The sequence below is a fragment of the Pseudarthrobacter sp. NCCP-2145 genome, assembly GCF_023708005.1.
In the GTDB taxonomy this organism is placed as follows: Bacteria; Actinomycetota; Actinomycetes; order Actinomycetales; family Micrococcaceae; genus Arthrobacter; species Arthrobacter oxydans.
Genome location: NZ_BRCG01000017.1, coordinates 1 through 14,187 on the forward strand (window position 1 = coordinate 1; position 14,187 = coordinate 14,187).

A 14,187-nucleotide genomic window follows, 5' to 3' on the forward strand; every position below is an offset into this window, starting at 1 on the left:
CTCCACATCCAAATACCCGCGTTGCGCGTCCTCGCGTCCCTGCATAAGACCAGTCTTAACCACCAGCCTCACCAGTCCAGCCGACGCGCCTAAACCAGCGGATATTTCAGCAGTCTCCTAGGCGGTGACGCCGAAGCCGTCCAGGGCGCGGACCCAGCCGCTGATGGCCTCGGCCGATGCGCCCGGGGCGGTGTGCTGCAGGACGTGGCCCTGCCCCGGGATTTCAGCCATGGTGCCCTGGCGGGCGACTGCGGCCAGGTGTTCGCACCAGGGGCGGCGCGCGATGGGGTCCCTGGCGCCGCGAAGGACGAGGACGGACTGGCTGAGGGCGGCCACCTTTTCCTCCATGGGGTAGTCCATCATCACGGGCAGCTCGGTCAGGTACCAGCGCGGGCCGGCCCTGAAGTAGTCGCTGAACACGAGGGCGTTCGAGGTCAGGCTCTCCCTGAACAGGGCATCGCGCGTGAGTGCCAGCGCCTGCCTGGTGACTGTCTTCCGGGGGGAGTCCACCACGGGTCCCATCAGCACGGCGCCCGCCACCCGGCCGGGCTCCTGGAGCGCGAGCTCCACCGCGGACTGCGTCCCCATGGAGTGGCCCACCACCACGTAGCTGGAAACTCCTTCCTCCGCCAGGACAGCGCCCACGAACGCCGCAAAGTCCCCGATCTGCAGCTGGCGCGGGGGCCGTGAAGCCTTGCCGAAGCCCGGGAGGTCGAAGGTGTAGACGTCCGTATCCCGGGCCAGTTCGAGATGCAGCCGGGCCAGGTACCGGTGGGACACTCCGATGCCGTGCAGCAGGACGTAGGCGGGCCTGGGCGCGGAGCCCGCGGGTTTTGCCGAGGCGTACAGCCTGCCCCTGAATCCGCCCGCCTCGACGTCCCGGCCGCCACTAAGTTCCATCAGCCGAGCATACGCCTGGTGCGGGATGGCCGCCGGTAGGCTGGGTGCATGGCACTGATAGCTCCCCGGATCACTGGCGCGCTCCCGTCGGAGGATGCCGAAAAGCTGGGCCGGGCATTGGCTGGCAGCGACGACATCACCGTCTTCGTGGACGGCACCGTCCACCGGCTGCCGCCCCAGGCGAGGGACGCCGTCGTCGATCTCCTGCACCGGCTCAGCCGCAGCGAAGCGGTGACGGTCAGCAGCGTGGAGGACATGCTCACCACCTCCAAGGCAGCGGAACTGGCCGGCATCTCGCACACCTACCTGCGGAACATGACGGACCGCGGCGAGATCCCGGTGGAGTACCGCGGAACCCACCGGCGGATTCCGCGGGCCGCCATCATGGCCTGGCTGGAGCAGCAGAAAAAGGCGGAGCTGCGCGAGGCCGGGAAGGACCCCGGGGCGGGCGCCTAGATCCTGGGCCTGGCTGCCCAGCGGCGCATCTTCAGCGCGGCGTGGAGCTCCAGGCGGGGCATCCCCTTGAGCGGATCCACGCCAAGCAGCTGCCGGATGCGGCCCAGCCTGTTGTAGATGCTGCTGCGGTGCAGGTGGAGTTTGGTGGCCACGTCCTGGACGGAGCCGTCATTGTCGTAGAGAAGTTCCAGGACCGGCAGAAGCTCCCCGTTGCGGTCGTGGTCCTCAAGCATGCGGAAGTAGACCGAACCCGAGTCAGCCCAGGCACTGGCCCCGCCCCCTGCGGACGCGAGGAGCTGATAGACCCCCGCGGCCCGGCAGTCAACGAGTTCGCCCAGCTGCGGGTCCACGGCTGCGGCCTGGGCCGCCACCTTCGATTGCCGGTACGCGGCGGCGAGCTCCCGCGGCCGGGCAAAGCCCTCACTGAGGCCCAGGATGATGCGGTGGACCGGACGGCCGGAGCGCTTGGCGAGTTCCAGCTGGTAGTGCACCAGGACCTGCGCGTGGTTCGCCCTGCCGGACAACTCGCGGAACAGGACCACCGAATGCGTCTCCGTCCCCGCGCTGAACAGTGCGGAGTCCACACCAATGGTCGCCTGCAGCGCGGCAGACCGGTGGATCAGGGTGGACGCGATGGGGTCCGGCCCGCCGGACCACCCGTCGGCGTCGAGCACCGTCACTACCTGCCAGGGGCCGCGGCCCTGGACTTCCTTCCAGCCCGCGACGGCGGCCACGGCATTGGGTTCGCCGGCGCAGGCGGCCAGGAACTCCCGCTCACGCCCACGCCGGAACTCCGATTCCGCAGTGTTCGAGTCCAGCAGGAGCCCCGACAGCATCTCGAGCTCGTGGTTGACGGCCGGCAACTGGGTGAGGATCGCCGTCGGGCTTTCATCCGCCGAGTCCTGCTGCACCCACAGGTATCCCACCCGGAAGCCGCGCACCATCAGCGGAACACAGACGCGGCCCAGCATGCCCAGGTCCTGGTTGGCGGGGACCACCACGGGCCGCACCGCCGTGGCAATGCCGTGCGAGAGCTGCCAGGCGCTGACGTCCGCGGGGACTTTCTTGCTCAGCAGGAAGTTCACCCGGACCCGGTCGGCGTGGGACTGGTTGGAGCTGTAGGCAAGCAGCACACCGTCCAGGTCCTCGAGCGACAGGCCACGGCCCAGCTTCTGCGCCACCTGCTCAACCAGTTGTTCCACACCCTGCAGCTGCATGCGCCAACACTACTGCCCGGAAGGTCCCGTGGACGAACGGACATGAGGCGACACCTGCCGCCCCGCGGCTCGACAAACGTCGAGCTACTGATGCCAGAATTCCCGGAATGGCGCGGATCCGCTTCAGCCCTCGCCTTGCCTTCATGTCAGCTGGCTCACAACCGGATTTATCGTTGATACACGAAATCCTTCCGCACTTTCCGGCTGACCAGGCCGAAGATATGGAGCCCACGATGATCATCGGCGTCCCCAAAGAAATCAAGAACAACGAGTTCCGGGTGGCCATCACCGCCGCCGGCGTCCACGAGTTCCGCAGCAACGGCCACACCGTGCTGGTGGAGCGGGGCGCGGGGCTGGGCTCGGGCATCACCGATGAGGAATACGCCATCGCCGGTGCCGAGATCGTCAACGAGGCGGACGACGTCTGGGCTCGCGCGGACATGGTCATGAAGGTCAAGGAGCCGGTCAAGGCCGAGTACCACCGCTTCCGCAAGGGCCTCATTCTCTTCACCTACCTCCACCTGGCCGCCGAGCCCGAACTCACCCGTGAGCTCATCAACTCCGGCGTCACCGCCATCGCCTATGAAACCGTCCAGGAGGGCCGCACCCTTCCGCTGCTCGCCCCCATGTCCGAGGTGGCGGGCCGGCTTTCCGTGCAGGTGGGCGCATCCTCGCTCATGGCCCCCGCAGGCGGCAAGGGCGTGCTGCTCGGCGGCGTTCCCGGCGTCCGGCCGGCCAAGGTCGTTGTCCTCGGCGCCGGCGTGGCCGGCACCAACGCCGCCGCCATGGCGCTGGGCCTGGGCGCCGACGTCACCATCCTGGACATCAACATCAACCGACTGCGTGAACTGGACGCCCAGTACCAGGGCCGGCTCAAGACCGTGGCCTCCAACAAGTACGAGATCGAAAAGTCCGTGGTGGATGCGGACCTGGTGATCGGTTCCGTCCTCATCCCCGGCGCCAAGGCCCCCAAGCTGGTCACCAACGACCTCGTGGCCCGCATGAAGCCCGGTTCCGTCCTGGTGGACATCGCCGTGGACCAGGGCGGCTGCTTCGAGGACACCCATCCCACCACGCACCAGGAGCCCACGTACAAGGTGCACAACACCATCTTCTACTGCGTGGCCAACATGCCCGGCGCCGTGCCCAACACCTCAACCTACGCGCTGACCAACGTCACCCTGCGGCACGCGGTGGCCCTCGCCAACTTGGGCGTCCGGGCAGCATTCGACCGCGACCCCGCCCTCGCAGCCGGCCTCAACATTGCCGCCGGCCACGTGGCGCACCACTCCGTGTCCGAGGCCCACAACCTGCCCCTCGTAGCGGACTGGCACGAACTGGTCTCGGCGTAGGTCTCACCCGTCCCGCGATGGGATCTAAGGCCTGCCGCCGGCCAGTTCCCGTGCTTGTTCAATGATTTTCAAGGACTCGACGGCGTCTGTTGGGTCTACGGGGAGGGGCAGGTCTGACGCCGTTCCGCCGTCGAGGATTTTGTCTGCCAGGAGCCGGTAGAACTCCGGGTACGCGCCGCGCTCGGTGGGCAGGGCGTCCAGGTGTCCATCGCGGCCCAGGAGGCCCGCCCACTCGGGTGCCTCCTGGCCGTATTCCGCGTCCAGGGGGCTGCCGCCGGCTGCAATGTACGGCTCCTGCGGGTCCACCCCGTTCTTGGTGAAACCGCCCACGGAACCCAGCACGCGGAACCGCGGGGCCTGCTGCGCGCAGAGCATGTTCATGGTGAGGTGGCTGATCACACCGGACTCATGCCGCAGGACCAGGAAAACGTCGTCGTCCGCCCGTTCGTCCGAGCGGCGCACCTTCAGTTCCGCGTGGACCACGGCGGCCGGCCCGAAGAGCTGGAGGGCCTGGTCGATCAGGTGGCTGCCGAGGTCGAACAGCGTTCCGCCCCCATCGGCCGCGGTGGCGCGGGCCTTCCAGGCCTTAGCGATGGCGGGCGACCACCGCTCAAAACGTGATTCAAACCGTGTCACCTTGCCCAGGGCATCAGCTGCCAGGAGCTTCCGCAGGGTCAGGAAGTCGCCGTCCCAGCGCCGGTTTTGGAATACGGTCAGCACCCGGCCAAGTTGCCGGGCCAGCGTGACGAGCTCCTGCCCCTGCCCGCTGGTCACGGCGAAAGGCTTGTCCACCACCACATCAAGGCCCTCTTCCAGGGCCGCCTTGGCCAGCGGGTAGTGGGTGGCGGGCGGGGTCCCCAACACCACCAGGTCCACATCGTTGGCGTGTTCAAGGACTGCCTGGCCGTCCGGCACGGTCTTCACATCCTGGTACTGCGCGGCCGCCGCAGCCTCCCTGCCGGCGTTGGACGTGGCAATCATGCTGAGTGTGTACCGGGGGTCCGCTGCTATCAGGGGCGCGTGGAACACACTCCCGGACAACCCGAAACCCACGACGGCGGTGCGAATGGTGCGTGCTGAAGCTTCAGTCCCGGTCATAGGGCTACCGTACTCCGGACGCTCTCTCACTTCCTGCCCCAAAAACACAAGCGCTCTCTCACTTTCCGGCAAGGATCACCGGACAGTGAGAGAGCGTGGCAGGAAAACCTGCAGGGAGTAAGAGAGCGTTACAAGGTGGGGGTTACTTCTTTTCCCAGCCGAGGGTGGTCCAATCCGGAACCTGGGAGAGGCTCTGGAACAGGGACGGGCCGTAGTTGGCCAGGCCCGTGCGGACGAAGGAGATCTGCGGGCCGTTCATGACCACACCCATGGAGAAGTACTTCGCCATGTGCTCCTTCTCCACTTCCATGGCCGCCTTGTTACGCTCGGCGTTGTCCTCGATGGAGGCCAGATCAGCGATCTTCTTGTCCAGCTCGGCGTCGCCCAGCTGGTTCTCGTTGGTCTTGGAGTCGTAGTACTGCTTGACGGCGGACGTGGCGTCCGCCCCCACGGTGTAGCCGGAGACGCTCATGTCGAACTCGCGTGAACCCAGGACCTTGCCGAAGTCGGCCGAGGCCCGCTGGTCAATTCCAACATCCATGCCGCCGGCCTGGAGCTGCTGCTGCAGGGTCTGGGTGAAGGCGAGGGTGGTGGGATCGTCACCGAAGTTGCTGATCTTGAAGGCTGCGGGCTTGCCGTCCTTCTCCATGATGCCGTTCGCGTTCTCGGTGTAGCCGGCGTCCGTCAGCACCTTCTTGGCGGCTTCCGGTCCGGTTTCCTTCACGGGGTAGTTGTCCTGGTAGTACTCGGAGAACGGCAGGAGCATCATGGACCCGGAGCTGGGCTCTTCCCAGTTCAGGCCGTTGAAGCGCACCTTGCGGAGGGCTTCACGGTCAACCGCCGCGAAGATGGCCTCGCGGACGGCGACGTCGGTGATGCGCTGGGCGTTAAGGTTCATGCCGCCGGCAAACAGGCGCTGGCCGCGGCGGACCTCGGAGTTGCTGGTGCCCTCAAGCTGCTTGTAGAGGGAGATGGTGTTAGCGGACATGGCGTCGATCTCACCGTTCTTGAAGGCAGCGATCTGGGCGCTGGTCTCCAGCTGGCGGAACACCACATTTTCCAGGACCGGCTTGTTGCCCCACCACTTCTCGTTGGGCACCAGCGTGACGGTCTTGGCCGCGGTGTCGTACTGGTCCAGCTTGAACGGACCGGCCATCCATTCCGGGTGCAGCTCGCCGTTGAAGCCCTCGTTGAAGATCTCGGGGCTGTTCACGGCGGGGTGGATCAGTCCAAAGAACAGGTCCTCCAGCGGATAAACCGGCTGGCTGGTCTTGACGATAATTTCCTTGTCGCTGCTGCCTGCCTCGACGGATTCCACGAATTCATAGGCACCCGAGCTGACGATGTCGTAGCCCGCATCCGGGCTCTTGAGGATGTTCCAGGTGTTCTGGAAGGCCTTGACGTCGATCGGGGTGCCGTCATTGTAGGTGGCCTTCTCGTTGACCTTGATGGTGATGGTCTGCTTGCCATCCTCGACTTCGTTTTCCACGGTCTCGCAGAAGTCCTTGTTGGGGGACGCCTTGCCCTCGAAGTCGAGCTTCCAGCAGCCCCCGATGCCGCCACTGTTCACAGCGACCGGGTTCATTGGGATTTGTAGCGCGGAGTTGTCAGCGCTGTTGCCGTTGTTGGAGAACCCGTTGAAGTCGGGGCCGATGTTGCCCAGCGGAAGGGTGACCTTGCCGCCCTGTTCAAGGTCCGCAGCAGGCTTCTCGTTGACGCTGATGAGCTTGGACAGGTCGCTGCCTGCCTCCTGTCCCTTGGCCGTTTCCGGGCCGGTGGACCCGCCACCGCCGCCGCAGGCCGTCAGCGCCAGAGCTGCGGTGATGGCCGCCGCTCCGCCGATCCTGTTCAGATTCCTCATGGTGTTCCCTTCGTTGGTGCGAGTGGTGGTGCTTGTGATGGGTCGAAGAAACCTAGGGCGCATGGTGGTCCGCCGATTCGTGGACTACCAGCATGTCCTCGTCCAGCTCTCCGTCAGGGAAGAAGCAGGCGAAGCGTTGGTCCGGGGCGGGCAGTGGTTCCGCCGCCAGTGTTTGGGCTGCCGGGGAGGGTGCTACCTGCTCCAGCGGCGGCTCCAGGGTCAGGCACTTTTCCTGCTTCGCTGCCGGCAGCGCAGCAAAGACCGGGCAGCGGGTGGCGAAGTTGCAGCCCTTGGGGGTGCCCAGTGGAGACGGCAGGTCGCCCTGGAGGATGATGCGTTCCCGGGTGCGCTCCAGCTGGGGGTCCGGCACGGGGATGGCGGAGAGCAGGGCTCGGGTGTAGGGGTGGCGTGGGTTGTCGAACACCCGGTCCACTTCGCCGATTTCCACGATTTTCCCCAGGTACATCACCGCCACCCGGTTGGAGATGTGCCGGACCACTGACAGATCGTGCGCCACCAGCAGGTAGCTGAGGCCCAGCTCGGCCCGGAGCTTGTCCAGGAGGTTGATGACGCCGGCCTGCACCGAGACGTCCAGCGCCGAGACAGGCTCGTCCAGGACCACAAGCTTCGGGTTCACGGCCAGTGCGCGGGCGATGCCGATGCGCTGGCGCTGCCCGCCGGAGAACTGGTTGGGGAAGCGGTTCACGTGGTCAGGCTGCAGGCCCACCAGCTTCATCAGTTCCATGATCCGCTTCTTGGTGTCGGCCTTGTTCATGCCCGCGTTCTGCAGCGGTTCAGCAAGGACTTCATACACCGTGAACCGGGGGTCAAGCGCGCCGGTCGGGTCCTGGAACACCATCTGGAGCTCCCGGCGCATGGCGCTCCTGGTCTTGCCGTCGGCGGCCTGCTTGTTGCTGATCCCGCCGATCACCACCTCGCCATCCTGGTCCTTGTGGAACTCCATGATTTCCAGCAGGGTGGTGGTCTTGCCTGAGCCCGATTCGCCCACGATGGAGAAGCATTCCCCTTCGCGGATATCGAAGCTCAGTCCGTCCACGGCCTTGACGGTACCGATGCGGCGCTTCAACAGTGCGCCCTTGGTGAGCGGGAAGTGCTTGCGGACGTCCTTCAACTGCAGGACGGTGGAGCGCTCCTCCCTCGGGATGGCGTCGAAGCGGGATACCGGCACCGGCGGAGCGGCGAAAACGTCATGGACATCAACGTCACCGCCCAGCGAACCGGATTTGATGCAGGCGGCGCGGTGGGCGGCCGGCCCCGGAACCGGCGCCAGCGCCGGTTCACCCTCCAGGCACGCGTCCGTGGCGAGCGGGCAACGGGGCGCGAAAGAGCAGCCGGTGGGCGCGTGGATCAGGTTCGGCGGCATGCCCTCAATGGGCACCAGCGATGACTTCTCCGCAACGTCAACGCGCGGAACGGCCCCGAGCAGGCCCATGGTGTACGGCATCCGAGGGTTGTAGTAGATGTCATCCACCGCTCCGGTCTCCACCGGCCTGCCTGCGTACATCACCATGATGTCGTCCGCCATGCCCGCCACAACGCCGAGGTCGTGCGTGATCATCACGACGGCGGCTCCGGTCTCCTCCTGCGCCGTATGCAGCACCTCCAGCACCTGCGCCTGGATGGTGACGTCCAGCGCCGTCGTCGGCTCATCTGCGATGAGGACCCGCGGGTTGTTGGCGATGGCAATGGCAATCATCACGCGCTGGCGCATGCCGCCGGAGAACTCGTGCGGGAAGGCCCTGAGGCGTTCCTTGGGGCTGGGAATGCCCACCATGGCAAGAAGTTCGACGGCGCGGGCTTCTTTCGCCTGCTTGCTCATGGCGGGGTTGTGGATGGTCAGCGCTTCGATGATCTGGTTGCCCACCGTGTAGACGGGCGTCAGCGAGGACAGCGGATCCTGGAAGACCATGGCAAGCTCATTGCCGCGGAACTCGCACATGGCCTTGTCGCTGAGGCCCAGCAGTTCCCTGCCTTTCAGCCGTACCGAGCCGGTGACCTCCGCCGTGGTGGGCAGGAGGCCCATGATGGCCAGGGACGTGACCGATTTGCCGGAGCCGGATTCGCCCACGATGCCGAGCGTTTTTCCGGGCATGAGGTCAAAGTCGACACCCCGGACTGCATGAACCACACCGTTTTCGGTGTTAAAGCGTACGTTCAGGTCCCTGACGGACAGAATTGCGTCCGCCGGCGCGTGAAGGCCGGCCACGTGCAGCCGCTCCACAGCTGACTGGGGCTGGTCAACCGGTCCGGCGGCAATTTCGCTGCTCATGAGGCGTTCCCCTTAACACGGGCTTTCAGGGCGATACGCTTTTTGGCGCTGCCGGACGAGCTTGAGCTTGGATCGAAGGCGTCGCGCAGTCCGTCGTTCATCATGGCGAGCGAGCCCGTGAGCAGGAACATGACGGTCAACGGCACCCAGAACATCCAGGGAAAGGTCTGCACCTGGGATGTCGCGCCGCCGATCAGGACGCCGAGGCTCACATCCGGAACCTTGATGCCAATGCCGATGAAGGAGAAGGCAACTTCCGCGAGGATGGCACCGGTGACTCCACGGGTGATGTCCAGGACCAGCAGCGACCCGATGTTGGGCACGAGGTGGCGCCACACGATCCGGCGCGCCGGAACACCCATGTACTGGGCGGCCTTGACGAAGTCCCGCTGCATGAGTGACATGGAGAGGGACCGGATGAGCCTCGCTGTTCCCATCCAGCTGAAGACGAGCAGCACAATGATCAGCAGCAGCCAGGACGGCAGGTCCCGCCTGAGCCCTTCGCCTCCGCCGCTGGTGGCCACAGCCACCACCAGGAGGGCCGGCATCATGATGAGCGCTTCGAGGATGAAGAGCATCACCTTGTCCACCTTGCCGCCGAAGTAGGCCATGGTGCACCCGTAGACGGCGGCGACGAGGACGGACACGAGCCCGACGATCAGTCCGATCAGGATGGAGATCCTGGTGCCTTCCACCGTCATTGCGTAGAGGTCGATCCCGGCCTGGGAGGTGCCCAGGTAGTGTTCGGCCGACGGCGGCATGCCGATGTTGAAGGGGTCGATGGTTTGCTTGTCCCACTCGGTGAAGTACCCGCCCACGAAGGAGAAAACGGTCAGGGCGAGGAAGATGGCAAGCCCTGCCACGGCTGTCTTGTTCCGCATGAAGCGGCGGAAGATGATGGTGTTCTTGCCGATGACGACGTCGGCGCTCTCCAGGTGGGCGTCCTGCGCGACGGCGGCGGGGTCTACTGCATTGAGGTTGGTCACGGTTACTGCACCCGCACTCTCGGGTCAACAAGGGTGGTGGCGAAATCCGCCAGAATGGCTCCCAGGGCGAAGATCACGGAACCATAGGCCAGGGTGGCCGTGGCGGCGTTGACGTCCTGGAGTGAGATGGCGTCGATGCTCCAGGAACCCACGCCGGGCCAGGCGAAGATTTTCTCCGCGAAGAAGCCGCCGGCAAAGATGGCCGGGATGGTGAAGGCGATGCTCTGGGCCACGGGTATGAACGAGACCCGCAGCGCGTGCCGCGAGATGGCCTGGTTCCTGGTGAGTCCCTTGGCGCGGGCGGTCCGGACAAAGTCGGCATTGACGTTGTCCAGGAGGTACTGGCGCTGGGCAATCTGGTAGGACCCCCAGCCCACCAGTGTGATGGCAACAGTGGGCACGGCGTAGTGCGCGAGCATGTCGATGAACTGGGCCCAGCCCGGTTCCATCCCCGGGGTGGAGATGCCGGTGACAAAAAAGATGCGTTCGCCCACGGTCTCGTTGATGTTGATGGCACCCAGCTGCACCAGGAAGTAGGCAATGGGGGCCGGCACGATGTACGCGAGGTAGCTGTACGAGGTGATGACGCGGTCCTGGAACCGGTACTGCCGTGCGGCCGAATAGACGCCGAGGGCAACCCCAATCACCAGGGTGAGGATGATGGAGGCCAGGAAAAGGCGGGTGGAGATCCAGACCCGGTCCCCGAACTCGGCGTTGATGAAGGCGCCGTTGGGGCTGCGGCCCCAGTCCCAGCGCGTGACAATCGCCGTAAGCCATTCGACATAGCGTTCCCAGGGGCTGAGGTCGGGGTCGAGGCCCTTCAGGCGCATGGAGTTCGCCACCTGTTCAGGGGTGGGACGGGGTATCCGTTCCTGTTCAAGCAGCGCGGGCTTGAGGGAACTGACGGCGAGGAAATATCCCGCCGACGTTGTCAGGAAGATCATGAAGACATACGTGATGCCCCGCTTGGCGAGATACCTGAGCATGCGGCAGCTACTTCTGGATCGTCGCCGCCGGCAGCCAGACGGTCAGACACCGCGTCATCCGCAGGCGGGCCAGGCTGTTGGGCAAATCAACAATCACGTGCTGGATCCTTCCGTTTTCCCGTGATCAGCGGGGGTTGCGCCGCCTTACCGGGTCCTTGCCAGCGGGTAGCTGGCGTCCCGCAGCCTGTCAGGGCTTAGTCCTTGTGGACTATGTCGCGGGTCACATTCCAGAGGAAACTATCACAAGCCGGAACCGAAAATGCGGGCGAATGCCCGGAAAGCTACCCGCCCGTATCAGATCGTTATGAATAGTTCTGTGAAGTTGGTGTGACTGGACGCGTATCCGAACTGTGGCGTAACCTACGCGCCGCGGACCACGCGTGTGACAAGATCCCGCCAGGAGGCGGTGAGCCTCTCGGGACTGACTCCGTGAACCTTGACAAGGCTTAACAGGCGCTCCGGATCCAGGGTCGCCGCCAGGGAGCCGGCCATCAGCCAGGGGTCGGGCCCGAAACCCTCTTCCCGCAGGAGGATCTCGATGTGGCGGTGCCACAGGACGGCGGCGGGGGCTTCAAAGCGCCCGCGCGAGGCATGCTCGGCGGCGAGCACCAGGTCCCCGAACTCCATGACGTAGGAGATCCGTTCCGCCCCAAAGGAGATGAGGCGTTCCATCCCGGGCGCACCCGGGCCCAGCGGCGGCGGCCCGAACATGAACCGGGCCTGGAAATCGGCCTCGGACTCGCTCAGCAGGGTCAGCATCAGTCCCGCACGGCTGCCGAACCGCCGGAAGACCGTGCCTTTGCCCACCCCGGCGTGTTCGGCCAGCCGATCCATGGTCAGCCCCTCTGCCCCGCAGTCAGCAATCAGCTCCCGGGCAGCCGCAAGCAGGCGTTCCCGGTTCCTTGCGGCGTCCCGGCGTTCCGCCGCCGCCCCCGCCCCCGCAGGGAGGCCGGGCCGCGGTGGGATGGAACTCACATCCGACATTCCACACCTCGGGAATAATAAGCGGACCGTAGTCCGTTTAGATGGGTGAAGGCACTGACAAGCCTCAGCTTAGACCGGCCCGCGGCCCTCCCGCGGACCCAGACCCCAGGAGTTCCCATGACCAAGAGCACCGTCCTTACCCTCGTCGGCAGCCTCCGCGCCGAGTCCACCAACCAGAAGCTGGCCGAAGCCATCCAGCTGAACGCACCGGAGCAGGTCGACGTGGTGATCCACGGGAACCTGGGCAACATCCCGTTCTACAACGAAGACATCGACGTCGAAGGCCAGGTCCCCGAGGCGGCGGCAGCCCTGCGCGCCGCGGCGAATGAGGCAGACACGCTGCTGCTCGTCACCCCGGAGCACAACGGCACCGTGCCTGCCGCACTGAAGAACGCCATCGACTGGCTGTCCCGCCCCTTCGGTGCCGGCGCCCTCGCCGGCAAGCCCACCGCCGTCGTCGGCACCGCGTTCGGCCAGTACGGCGGGGTCTGGGCCCAGGATGAGGCACGCAAGGCAGCAGGCATTGCCGGCGCGCAGATCCTTGAGGACGTCAAGCTTGCCGTGCCGGGATCCATGGTCCGCTTCGCTGAGGTCCACCCGAAAGACGACGCAGAGGTCGTGGAGCAGATCAAGGGCGTGTTCGACGCACTCACCGCCTCCCGGCCCGCGGCTTAACCAATGCCTCCAGTACCCGGCGCAGCCAATGCGCCGGGTACAGCCTTTTTAAACCCGCCCGGCACCTGACCCCGGCGCCCGGCCGCGCCGGCGCTGCTCTGGCTGCCGCACCTGATCGTTGCTACCGTGACCGCATGAGTCCCTCAAAGACCCCGGCCGAGATCCTCACCATCGCCGGGACCGAGGTCCGCATCTCAAGCCCGGACAAGGTGCTGTTCCCCGAACCCGGGCTGACGAAGCTCGACTTGGTGGAGTACTACCTCGCCGTCGCCGACGGGGCCCTCCGCGGGGCCGGGGGACGGCCGATGGTCCTCAAGCGCTTCCCCAAAGGCATCGACGCCGAGCCGTTTTTCCAGAAACGCGTGCCCGAAAACCACCCGGACTTCATCGACACCGCCACCCTGCACTACGCCTCGGGGACGTCAGCGGAGGAAGCCGTCATCCGGGACGCCGCCGGACTGGCCTGGGTGGTTAATCTCGGCTGCCTCGACCTGAACCCCCACCCCGTGCGCGCGGAGGACCTGGAACACCCAGACGAACTCCGGGTGGACCTCGATCCGATGCCGGGCGTGGACTGGTCCCAGATCGTGGACGCCGCCTTCGTGGCCCGGGACGTGCTCGACGACGCCGGCCTGGCGGGGTGGCCGAAGACCAGCGGCTCGCGCGGGCTGCATATCCTGGTGCGCATCGCGCCGCGGTGGACCTACCGGGAGGTCCGGCTCGCCGCCGAGACCCTTGCCCGCGAGGTGGAGAACCGCGCGCCCGGCCTCGCCACCGCGCGGTGGTGGAAGGAGGAGCGCGGCGAGAGTGTGTTCGTTGACTTCAACCAGAACGCCAAGGACCGCACCGTGGCGTCCGCCTACTCGGTGCGGCCACTGCCCGACGCCCGGGTCTCCACCCCCCTGACCTGGGACGAGGTCCGGACCGCCAGGCCGGACCAGTTCACGGTACTCACGGTGCCCCGGCGTTTCGCGGACCTGGGCGACCCGCACGCCGGTATCGATGACGCCGCGGGCAGCCTGGATGGGCTCCTGGCACTGGCCGCGGAGCTCGGCCCTGCGGAAAAGCCACCGCGCAGCGGCGACGGCTCCGGCCGCCGGCAGTCGGCGATGCCGCTCATTGAAGTTGCCCGGACCAGGACAAAGCCCGAAGCGCAGGCCGCCCTCGACGAATGGAAATCCCGCCACACGGACCTTGTTCCGGCCCTGCATCCGGCCGACGTGCTGGTGGACGGGATGCGCGGATCGAGCTCGCTCTGGTACCGGGTGCGGGTGAACCTGCAGCACGTCCCAGAGGGCGAGCGTCCGCCGCAGGAAGACCTGATAGCCGATTACGACCCCTGGGCGGGCAAAGAGTGGCCGGGCCGGCCGGCGTCCTGACGG

At 66.2% G+C, this 14,187-nt stretch carries 12 protein-coding genes; 4 read left to right on the top strand and 8 right to left on the bottom strand.

Features of this window, described 5'->3' with window-relative positions; all coding sequences use genetic code 11:
• Positions 1-117 precede the first annotated feature (117 nt).
• Entirely contained in the window at positions 118-900 is a 783-nt protein-coding gene (locus NFU08_RS14705; RefSeq protein ID WP_251424376.1) for an alpha/beta fold hydrolase, read from the bottom strand.
• Between the two features lie 48 nt (positions 901-948).
• On the opposite strand from NFU08_RS14705, the gene NFU08_RS14710 reads away from it, so the two are divergent.
• Positions 949-1,356 (top strand): helix-turn-helix domain-containing protein, encoded by a 408-nt coding sequence (locus NFU08_RS14710; protein WP_174177646.1) that lies wholly within the window; start codon positions 949-951, stop codon positions 1,354-1,356.
• Here NFU08_RS14710 and NFU08_RS14715 read toward each other — a convergent pair.
• Positions 1,353-2,573: a CdaR family transcriptional regulator gene (locus NFU08_RS14715; RefSeq protein ID WP_174177648.1), complete on the bottom strand. Its 1,221-nt coding sequence runs from the start codon at positions 2,571-2,573 to the stop codon at positions 1,353-1,355. The two genes, NFU08_RS14710 and NFU08_RS14715, sit on opposite strands and share 4 nt — an antisense overlap.
• Before the next feature lie 233 nt (positions 2,574-2,806).
• Here NFU08_RS14715 and ald point away from each other — a divergent pair, with 233 nt between their 5' ends.
• Complete coding sequence (gene ald, locus NFU08_RS14720) at positions 2,807-3,925, top strand: alanine dehydrogenase (RefSeq protein ID WP_251424378.1); 1,119 nt, start codon at positions 2,807-2,809, stop codon at positions 3,923-3,925.
• Positions 3,926-3,949: 24 nt separating this feature from the next.
• On the opposite strand, the gene NFU08_RS14725 is transcribed toward ald, so the two are convergent.
• The 6 genes from NFU08_RS14725 to NFU08_RS14750 all read right to left on the bottom strand — a co-directional run bounded on the left by NFU08_RS14725 (position 3,950) and on the right by NFU08_RS14750 (position 12,121).
• Positions 3,950-5,023: a Gfo/Idh/MocA family oxidoreductase gene (locus tag NFU08_RS14725; RefSeq protein WP_251424380.1), complete on the bottom strand. Its 1,074-nt coding sequence runs from the start codon at positions 5,021-5,023 to the stop codon at positions 3,950-3,952.
• Positions 5,024-5,165: 142 nt separating this feature from the next.
• Positions 5,166-6,884 (bottom strand): ABC transporter family substrate-binding protein, encoded by a 1,719-nt coding sequence (locus NFU08_RS14730; protein ID WP_188810860.1) that lies wholly within the window; start codon positions 6,882-6,884, stop codon positions 5,166-5,168.
• Between the two features lie 52 nt (positions 6,885-6,936).
• Positions 6,937-9,174 carry an ABC transporter ATP-binding protein gene (locus tag NFU08_RS14735; RefSeq protein ID WP_251424382.1) on the bottom strand — a complete coding sequence of 746 codons (2,238 nt, stop codon included), beginning with the start codon at positions 9,172-9,174 and terminating at the stop codon, positions 6,937-6,939.
• Entirely contained in the window at positions 9,171-10,160 is a 990-nt protein-coding gene (locus NFU08_RS14740) for an ABC transporter permease (protein WP_251424384.1), read from the bottom strand. Before NFU08_RS14740 ends, NFU08_RS14735 begins: the two co-directional genes overlap by 4 nt.
• 2 nt (positions 10,161-10,162) lie before the next feature.
• Positions 10,163-11,146 carry an ABC transporter permease gene (locus NFU08_RS14745; protein ID WP_174177660.1) on the bottom strand — a complete coding sequence of 328 codons (984 nt, stop codon included), beginning with the start codon at positions 11,144-11,146 and terminating at the stop codon, positions 10,163-10,165.
• A gap of 360 nt (positions 11,147-11,506) precedes the next feature.
• The gene (locus NFU08_RS14750; protein WP_374724865.1) at positions 11,507-12,121 is read right to left on the bottom strand and encodes a TetR/AcrR family transcriptional regulator; all 615 of its coding nucleotides are present in this window, start codon (positions 12,119-12,121) and stop codon (positions 11,507-11,509) included.
• A gap of 126 nt (positions 12,122-12,247) precedes the next feature.
• Here NFU08_RS14750 and NFU08_RS14755 point away from each other — a divergent pair, with 126 nt between their 5' ends.
• A complete protein-coding gene (locus tag NFU08_RS14755; RefSeq protein WP_174177664.1) occupies positions 12,248-12,805 on the top strand; it encodes an NAD(P)H-dependent oxidoreductase in 558 nt (185 codons plus the stop codon).
• Positions 12,806-12,939: 134 nt separating this feature from the next.
• Positions 12,940-14,184, top strand: a complete 1,245-nt coding sequence (ligD, locus tag NFU08_RS14760; protein ID WP_251424386.1) for a non-homologous end-joining DNA ligase — start codon at positions 12,940-12,942, stop codon at positions 14,182-14,184.
• Positions 14,185-14,187: the final 3 nt, after the last annotated feature.

Excerpts from the sequence above, each read along its gene's own strand:
- NFU08_RS14705 (WP_251424376.1), bottom strand. The coding sequence starts at position 900 with ATGGAACTTAGTGGCGGCCGGGACGTCGAGGCGGGCGGATTCAGGGGC.
- NFU08_RS14710 (WP_174177646.1), top strand. The coding sequence starts at position 949 with ATGGCACTGATAGCTCCCCGGATCACTGGCGCGCTCCCGTCGGAGGAT.
- NFU08_RS14715 (WP_174177648.1), bottom strand. The coding sequence starts at position 2,573 with ATGCAGCTGCAGGGTGTGGAACAACTGGTTGAGCAGGTGGCGCAGAAG.
- ald (WP_251424378.1), top strand. The coding sequence starts at position 2,807 with ATGATCATCGGCGTCCCCAAAGAAATCAAGAACAACGAGTTCCGGGTG.
- NFU08_RS14725 (WP_251424380.1), bottom strand. The coding sequence starts at position 5,023 with ATGACCGGGACTGAAGCTTCAGCACGCACCATTCGCACCGCCGTCGTG.
- NFU08_RS14730 (WP_188810860.1), bottom strand. The coding sequence starts at position 6,884 with ATGAGGAATCTGAACAGGATCGGCGGAGCGGCGGCCATCACCGCAGCT.
- NFU08_RS14735 (WP_251424382.1), bottom strand. The coding sequence starts at position 9,174 with ATGAGCAGCGAAATTGCCGCCGGACCGGTTGACCAGCCCCAGTCAGCT.
- NFU08_RS14745 (WP_174177660.1), bottom strand. The coding sequence starts at position 11,146 with ATGCTCAGGTATCTCGCCAAGCGGGGCATCACGTATGTCTTCATGATC.
- NFU08_RS14755 (WP_174177664.1), top strand. The coding sequence starts at position 12,248 with ATGACCAAGAGCACCGTCCTTACCCTCGTCGGCAGCCTCCGCGCCGAG.
- ligD (WP_251424386.1), top strand. The coding sequence starts at position 12,940 with ATGAGTCCCTCAAAGACCCCGGCCGAGATCCTCACCATCGCCGGGACC.